General features: G+C 71.9%; 7 protein-coding genes. 2 read left to right on the top strand and 5 right to left on the bottom strand.

Annotated features, from left to right (window positions below; translation table 11 throughout):
- Positions 1–34 precede the first annotated feature (34 nt).
- The 3 genes from AB8Z75_RS28675 to AB8Z75_RS28685 are packed head-to-tail and all read right to left on the bottom strand — an operon-like array spanning position 35 to position 2,426.
- The gene (locus tag AB8Z75_RS28675) at positions 35–448 is read right to left on the bottom strand and encodes a RidA family protein (RefSeq protein ID WP_369207000.1); all 414 of its coding nucleotides are present in this window, start codon (positions 446–448) and stop codon (positions 35–37) included.
- Positions 445–1,248 carry an IclR family transcriptional regulator gene (locus tag AB8Z75_RS28680; RefSeq protein ID WP_369207002.1) on the bottom strand — a complete coding sequence of 268 codons (804 nt, stop codon included), beginning with the start codon at positions 1,246–1,248 and terminating at the stop codon, positions 445–447. Before AB8Z75_RS28680 ends, AB8Z75_RS28675 begins: the two co-directional genes overlap by 4 nt.
- Entirely contained in the window at positions 1,245–2,426 is a 1,182-nt protein-coding gene (locus tag AB8Z75_RS28685) for a sugar kinase (RefSeq protein ID WP_369207004.1), read from the bottom strand. Before AB8Z75_RS28685 ends, AB8Z75_RS28680 begins: the two co-directional genes overlap by 4 nt.
- A gap of 157 nt (positions 2,427–2,583) precedes the next feature.
- Between AB8Z75_RS28685 and AB8Z75_RS28690 the strand changes: the two genes are divergently transcribed.
- Together AB8Z75_RS28690 and AB8Z75_RS28695 are read left to right on the top strand one after the other, a co-directional pair.
- Entirely contained in the window at positions 2,584–3,891 is a 1,308-nt protein-coding gene (locus AB8Z75_RS28690) for an alanine racemase (protein WP_369207006.1), read from the top strand.
- 51 nt (positions 3,892–3,942) lie between these two features.
- Positions 3,943–5,538, top strand: coding sequence for an amidohydrolase family protein (locus AB8Z75_RS28695; protein ID WP_369207008.1), 1,596 nt, complete (start codon positions 3,943–3,945; stop codon positions 5,536–5,538).
- Between the two features lie 3 nt (positions 5,539–5,541).
- On the opposite strand, the gene AB8Z75_RS28700 is transcribed toward AB8Z75_RS28695, so the two are convergent.
- Positions 5,542–6,069 carry a Uma2 family endonuclease gene (locus tag AB8Z75_RS28700; RefSeq protein WP_369207012.1) on the bottom strand — a complete coding sequence of 176 codons (528 nt, stop codon included), beginning with the start codon at positions 6,067–6,069 and terminating at the stop codon, positions 5,542–5,544.
- Positions 6,070–6,130: 61 nt separating this feature from the next.
- On the bottom strand, positions 6,131–6,862 hold the full coding sequence (locus AB8Z75_RS28705; RefSeq protein WP_369207010.1) for a hemolysin III family protein: 732 nt from the start codon (positions 6,860–6,862) through the stop codon (positions 6,131–6,133).
- Positions 6,863–7,266: the final 404 nt, after the last annotated feature.

The following is a 7,266-nucleotide window of genomic DNA, read 5'->3' on the forward strand; positions in this document are numbered from 1 at the left end:
GTTCCGGGAAGGGGCGGGGTAGGGGAAGAAGGCCTCAGCCGAGGACGGCGAGGGTGTCGATCTCGACGAGGAGACCGGCGGGAAGGCCCACGTAGACGGTCGTACGGGCGGCCGGGGCCTCCTGGAGGGAGGCGAAGTACTCGTTGTAGATCTCGTTGAACTCCGCGAAGTGCGAGGTGTCCGTCAGGTACACCCGGAGCATCACGGCGTCCTCCCAGGTGGCGCCGCCCTCGGTGAGGATGGCCTCCACGTTGGCGAGGGTCTGGAGGGTCTGCTCGCGCAGGGTGGGCCCGACGGGCGTCGGCGCCTGCCCCTCGACGGCCGGGCCGAACCCGACCTGCCCGGCGACCTGGAGGATGTTCCCCTTGCGCACGCCGTGCGAGAACTTCGCGGGCGGTGTCGTGTGGGTGGCCGGGGTCAGCGCGGTCTTGGACAGCTTCTCGCTCATGGTGCGGCTCTCTTGTGTCGCGGATGGGGGTGTCTGTCGCCCGCGGGCTGCGGGCGGATCGGCTGACCCACGTACTCGGCGCTGATGGCCTCGGCCGTACGCCGCACGCGGGGCAGCAGGGCAAGGAGTTCGTCCGCGGAGACGACGACGTTCGGCGCGGAGACCGACATGGCCGCCACCACGCGCCCCTCGGCACCCCTGATGGGGGCTCCGACGCAGTTGATGGACTCCTCGTGGCCACCCAGGTCGGTGGCCCAGCCCTGTTCGCGCACCTTGGCCAGTTCCGCGAGGAACGCGGCGGCGTCGGGCGTCGAACGGGACGTGTAGCGGGGGTAGTCGAGCCGTTCGGCGACGGCGCGCCGCTCCGGCTCGGGCAGGTCGGCCAGCAGCAGTTTCGCCACGGCGGCGACGGTGATCGCCACGGGCTTGCCGATGCGCGAGTACATCCGCACCGGGTAGCGGCTCTCGACCTTGTCGATGTAGAGGACCTCGTCCTCCTCGTAGACCGCGAGGTGGACGGTGTGTCCGCAGGCGGCGTTGAGTTCGGCCAGGTGCGGGTGGGCGATCTCGCGGACGTCGAGGTTCTCCATCGCCTCCTGCGCGAGGGCGAACAGCCGTGCGCCCAGCCGGTAGCGCTGGTCCGGCTGCCGGTAGACGATGCCGTGCTCGTGCAGCGTGCGCAGCAGCCGCAGCGCCGTCGACTTGTGCACCTCCAGGCGGGAGGCGACCTGCTCCAGGTTGGCGGGGCCCTCGGCGAGCAGCGGCAGGATGCTGAGCGCCCGGTCCACGGTCTGACTCATGCGCTGCGCACCTCCGCCTGCGTGTCGCCGGGGTGCCCGTCCGCGGCGCCCTCGGGCCCGCGCGCGCCCGGCGTCTTCGCCACCGTCCCGGCGCTCCATCCGGGGCCCAGCCGCAGTGACGCCCAGGCCGCGTCGTCCAGGGCCACCAGCCGGTCGGCCGCCTCGCGGTCCGGCGGCGCGGCCAGGTCGCCGGCGGCGGTCAGCACGGCGGCGGCGCTCAGGTGCCCGTGCCGCAGCCGCTCGCGCACCGGAAGCCCCCGCAACGTGCCCGCCAGGAAGCCAGCGGCGAACGCGTCACCCGCGCCGACGGGCGAGACGACGTCCACGCGCAGGGCCGGCGCGAACACGCCGGCCGCCTCCCCGACGAACGCGGTCGCCCCCGCGCTGCCCTGCTTGACGACGAGCACGGCCGGTTCCGGCAGTACCTCGCGCACGGCGTCGGGTCCGCCGGTGACGCCCCACGCCGCGGCGGCCTCGTCCTCGCCGACGAACACGAGGTCGCTGTGCCGGGCGAGCTCGCCCAGCACCAGCCCGCCCGGCTCAGGCGCCGTCCGCCACAGGCCGACCCGGTAGTTGACGTCGAAGGAGACCAACGGACCCGGGTGCCCGCCAGGCGCCGCGGCGGGACGTGCGGACGTGAGGGAGCGCAGCAGGGCCAGGCAGTCGGCGGACAGGGCCGCGGTGATGCCGGTCAGGTGCAGGATGTGTCCGGCCCGCACCGCTTCCGGTGCCACGTTGGCCGGGGACATGGCGGAGGCCGCGGAGCCCGCGCGGTAGTAGACCACTTCGGAGAACGGCGCGGGCTCGGGTGAGGTGACGGGTGCGGCGTCGGAGGCCGGTTCGGTGCCGGTCGCGGGTTCGGTGCCCGTGGCGCGTTCGCCGTCCGTGCGGAAGTAGATGCCGGTCGGCCGCTCGGGGTCGCGCTCGACGGCCGAGGTGTCCACCCCGTGCGCGGCGATGGTGCGGACCAGGTGGTCGCCGAAGCCGTCCGTGCCCACTCTGCTGACCCAGCGGGCACGGTGCCCCGCGCGGGCCAGCGCGCAGGCGACGTTGGACTCGGCTCCGCCGATCGTCCGCGCGAACGAGGGCACGTCGGCGAGCGGTCCTGGGCGCGAGGGCAGGAACGTGACCATGGACTCGCCCAGGCAGACGACATCGGTCTCGGGGGTGGTGGTCACGGTGGGTCCCGCTCCTCGTCATGCGCCGGTTGCTCGGGTGACCGGTTCCATTGACCGGCCGTTCGGCGGGATGCTAGACAGCCATAAGCGTCATACGCAATGGACGTTGCAAAATATGCAACGACTTCCTTTCACGGTATCTCTCACGGAGTCCCGCATGGCAGCCCCCGGCCCCCGCCACACCGCCGTCGCCCACGCCGCCGCCCGGCTGGCGGCCGAGCCCGCCGACCACCGCTTCAAGGGCCTGCCTCCGGACGCGGCGGCCTCGGGCACCACGCTCGGCGAGCTGGCCGCCGAACGCCGCTCCCTGTTCACCGGCGGCTTCACCACCCCCGTGCTCGCGCTCTCGGCCGAGCGCCTGGAACACAACCTCGCCGCGCTCTCCGCCTACACCGCCCGGCACGGCCTGGCCTTCGCCCCGCACGGCAAGACCTCCATGGCGCCGCAGCTGTTCGCCCGCCAGATCGAGCAGGGCGCCTGGGGCATCACCCTGGCGGTCCCCCACCAGGTGCGGGTCGCGCGCGCGTTCGGCGTGCCCCGGATCTTCCTCGCCAACGAGCTGGTGGACGCTGCGGCGCTGCGCTGGCTCGCCTCCGAACTCGACGGCGACCCGTCCTTCCGCTTCGTCTGCTACGTCGACTCCGTGCAGGGCGTCAATCTCATGGACGAGGCACTGCGCGCGGCCGGGGCGCGGCGGCCCGTCGAGGTCGTCGTGGAACTCGGCGCGGGGGACGGCGCACGCACCGGCGTCCGTACCGAGCAGGAGTGCGCCGCCGTCGCCGACGCGGTCGCGGCCACCGGCACGCTGCGCCTGGTCGGCGTCGCCGGCTACGAGGGCGAGGTGCCGGGCGCCACTTTCGAGACCGTACGGGAGTGGCTGCGGCGGCTGGTCGCCCTCACCGCCGCGTTCGATGAGGCCGGGCGCTTCGAGGGGCTGGACGAGATCGTCCTCAGCGCGGGCGGCAGCGCCTGGTTCGACGCCGTCGCCGAGGCCTTCGCCGAGGTGCCCGAGATGTCGGCGCCCGTGCTGAAGCTGCTGCGCTCCGGCGCCTACGTCTCCCACGACGACGGCCACTACCGCCATCTGACGCCCTTCAACCGGCACCCCGAGGAGGGCGCCCTCCAGGCCGCGTTCACCCTGTGGACGCAGGTCGTCTCCCGGCCCGAGCCAGGACAGGCCTTCGTGAACGCGGGCAAGCGGGACGCCGCCCACGATCTGGAGCTGCCCGAGGCGCACCTGGTGCGGGGCCTCGAGGGCACCGTGCGGTCCGCGGAGGGCATCTCCGTCACCTCCCTGAGCGACCAGCACGCCTGGCTCCGCGTGGCGGAGGGCGTCGACCTCCAGGTCGGTGAGTGGATCGGCTTCGGGATGTCCCACCCCTGCACGATCTTCGACAAGTGGCAGGTCATCCCGGTCGTCGACGCCGATGGCACGGTCACCGACCTGATCCGCACCTTCTTCTGAAAGAGCCCCCGGCCCCTCCCCACCCGCACCCGGAAAGGGACGGCACCACCCATGGACCTGGTCATCCGCGACGCCCGTGTCATCGACGGCACCGGCGCCCCCTCCTACCGAGCCGACGTCGGCGTCGAAAACGGCCGCATCACCCACATCGCCCGGGAGGGCGGGCCGCGCCCGAGCGGCACCCGCACCCTCGACGCCGACGGGCAGGCGCTGGCGCCGGGCTTCATCGACATGCACGCCCACTCGGACCTGGCGATCCTGCGCGACCCCGACCACTCGGCCAAGGCTGCCCAGGGCGTCACTCTGGAGGTGCTGGGCCAGGACGGCCTCTCGTACGCGCCGACGGACGACACGACGCTCGCCGCGATCCGCGAGGCCATCACCGGCTGGAACGGTGACGGCAGCGACATCGACTTCGACTGGCGCACCGTCGGCGGCTACCTGGACCGCATCGACCGGCAGGGGGTGGCCATCAACGCCGCCTACCTGATCCCGCAGGGCAGCGTGCGCATGCTGGCGACGGGCTGGGACGACCGTCCGGCGACCGCCGAGGAGGTGGGCAAGATGAAGCGGCTGGTCGCCGAGGGCATGGAGCAGGGCGCGGTCGGCATGTCGTCGGGGCTGACGTACACGCCCGGCATGTACGCCTCGGACGCCGAGCTGACCGAGCTGTGCCGCGTCGTCGCTCAGTACGACGGCTACTACTGCCCGCACCACCGCTCCTACGGCGCCGGCGCGCTGGAGGCGTACGCCGAGATGGTGGCGCTCACCCGGGAGGCGGGCTGCGCGCTGCACCTGGCGCACGCCACCATGAACTTCGGCGTCAACAAGGGCAGGGCGCCCGAACTGCTGGCGCTGCTGGACGCGGCGGTGGCGGACGGCGCCGACATCACGCTGGACACCTACCCCTACACCCCCGGCTGCACGACGCTCGCCGCGATGCTGCCGAGCTGGGCCAACGAGGGCGGCCCCGAGGCGACCCTGGCCCGGCTGCGCGACCCGGCGACGACGGCCCGCATCCGGCACGTGATGGAGGTCGAGGGCGCCGACGGCTGCCACGGGGTGCCGATCGAGTGGGACCGCATCGAGATCTCCGGGGTGAGCAACCCGGAACTGACCGACCATGTGGGCCGCACCGTCGCCGAGTCGGCGGCGGCGCGCGGCGAGGAGCCGTGGACGACCGCGCACCGGCTGCTGGTCGAGGACCGGCTCGGCTCGACGATCCTCCAGCACGTCGGCCACGAGGAGAACGTCCGCGCGATCATGCGGCACCCGGTGCACACGGGCGGCAGCGACGGCATCCTCCAGGGCGCCAAGCCGCATCCGCGCGCCTACGGGACGTTCCCCCAGTACCTGGGCCGGTACGTGCGCGAGCTGGGCATCCTCTCGCTGGAGGAGTGCGTCGCCCACCTCACGGGACGCGCCGCGGCCCGGCTGCGCCTGCCCGACCGCGGCACCGTCAAGGAGGGCAACGTGGCCGACCTGGTCGTCTTCGACCCGGACACCGTCGCGGCGACCTCCACGTTCGAGGAGCCCCGCTCCCTGCCGACCGGCATCCCGCACGTCCTGGTGGCGGGCCGCCCGGTGATCGAGGACGGCCGGCGCACGGACGTCCTGGCCGGACGGGCGGTACGGCGGGTGGGGTGAGAGCTACGGCCGCACGGGGAAGTCGGAGGTGCTGATCTCGACCCGCTCACCGGTAATAAGCCGCAGAGTGACGGGCTCCCCGTACGCGATCTCTCGCACGGTGGAGTACCCGGTCGCATGCGACTCGGTCATGAGGGTGCAGACCTGCCTGAACGGATCAGCGATCAGGTAGCAGTCGATACCGAAGCGACCGTACTTGCGGACGTTACGGACGTAGTCCTTGTCGTCATCCGGCCGGGAAGTGACCTCGACGACCGCGAGGACATCGATGCAGTCGTAGCTGTTGCCGTGTCGTGTGGCCCCGTCCGAGACGATGGCGAGGTCAGGCGCGGCGTCGTTCTCACCGGGGAAGCGCACCAGTACGTCACCGAACACCCGCTCCCTGGGGATGCCGGCGGCCCGGACCGCTGCGCGCACTTCGTCAAGCGTCCAGTCCTGCTCCGGGCTCTGCGGAGTCATGATCACTTCCCCGTCGAAAATTTCGACCTTGTACCCCTCCGGCACAGCCCCACGTGCGAGCAAGTCATCCATCACCGTCACGACGGCTCACCTCCTGCGGCCATTATGCGTGAGAGATCCTTGGCCAGAGGCCCTACGCGTGCTGGTAGGCGACCAGGGAGATGCCCACGTAGTGGACGGCGAAGGCGGCCAGCGTGAAGGAGTGGAAGACCTCGTGGAAGCCGAACCAGCGCGGTGAGGGGTTGGGGCGCTTGATGCCGTAGACGACACCTCCGGCGCTGTAGAGGACGCCGCCGACGATGACGCACACCAGCACGGCGATGCCGCCCGTGCGCATGAACTCGGGCAGGAAGAAGACGGCCGCCCAGCCCATGGCGATGTAGCAGGGCGTGTAGAGCCAGCGGGGGGCGCCGACCCAGAAGACGCGGAAGGCGATGCCGAGCGCCGCGGCGATCCAGATGCCCCACAGCAGCAGGTCGCGCTTGCCGTCGGGCAGCAGCAGGATGGTCAGCGGCGTGTAGGTGCCCGCGATGATCAGGAAGATGTTGGCGTGGTCGAGGCGCCGCAGCACGGCGTTGATCCGCGGGCTCCAGTCGCCGCGGTGGTAGAGCGCGCTGATCCCGAAAAGCAGACACGCCGTCAGGGTGTAGACGGCGCACGCGATCCGGCCGCGCATGCTGTCCCCGAGAGCGGTCAGGAACATGCCGGAGATCAGGACGGCGGGGAACATGCCCAGGTGCAGCCATCCACGCAGTTTCGGCTTGATGAGCTGTGCCGCGTTGTGCGCCGAGACGGACAGCCTGGCGGCGGCAGCCGAGGGCGAGGAGGTGGCGGGCTCCGGGGGCGGGGGCGCGGAGTCTGTCATCGCGCCATCGTACCCACGACCTACGGGACCGTAGGTTGAAGGACTCTTTACCGCTCATCGTACGGGCGCCCAACAGGCGCGATGACCGTGGGTGTCGATGAACACACACCCCCCGTCTGGACAGACACCCGCGTGCGCCCGCATGATCAGATGAGCACAAGCGGCACCGGATGAGCGAGAAAGACCCACTGCCACGAATGCATCCGGGTCGCGGCCCCCAAGGGGCGCGCTTGACAGCAGAAAACCCTCAACCTGTCTGGAGCGATCGTGGCGCGCAGTACTGCGGCTCCCACCACCACAACCCCCTCCTCCCCGGCCGGGGAGGAGGGGGTTGTGGTGGTGGGAGCCGGGGCACACCCCCCGTCTGGACAGACACCCGCGTGCGCCCGCATGATCAGATGAGC

It is taken from the genome of Streptomyces sp. PU-14G, assembly GCF_041028275.1.
Classification (GTDB): domain Bacteria; phylum Actinomycetota; class Actinomycetes; order Streptomycetales; family Streptomycetaceae; genus Streptomyces.

What these genes read in the sequence shown, in the direction of transcription:
- AB8Z75_RS28675 (WP_369207000.1), bottom strand. Translation starts at nt 448, where the DNA reads ATGAGCGAGAAGCTGTCCAAGACCGCGCTGACCCCGGCCACCCACACG.
- AB8Z75_RS28680 (WP_369207002.1), bottom strand. Translation starts at nt 1,248, where the DNA reads ATGAGTCAGACCGTGGACCGGGCGCTCAGCATCCTGCCGCTGCTCGCC.
- AB8Z75_RS28690 (WP_369207006.1), top strand. Translation starts at nt 2,584, where the DNA reads ATGGCAGCCCCCGGCCCCCGCCACACCGCCGTCGCCCACGCCGCCGCC.
- AB8Z75_RS28695 (WP_369207008.1), top strand. Translation starts at nt 3,943, where the DNA reads ATGGACCTGGTCATCCGCGACGCCCGTGTCATCGACGGCACCGGCGCC.
- AB8Z75_RS28700 (WP_369207012.1), bottom strand. Translation starts at nt 6,069, where the DNA reads ATGGATGACTTGCTCGCACGTGGGGCTGTGCCGGAGGGGTACAAGGTC.
- AB8Z75_RS28705 (WP_369207010.1), bottom strand. Translation starts at nt 6,862, where the DNA reads ATGACAGACTCCGCGCCCCCGCCCCCGGAGCCCGCCACCTCCTCGCCC.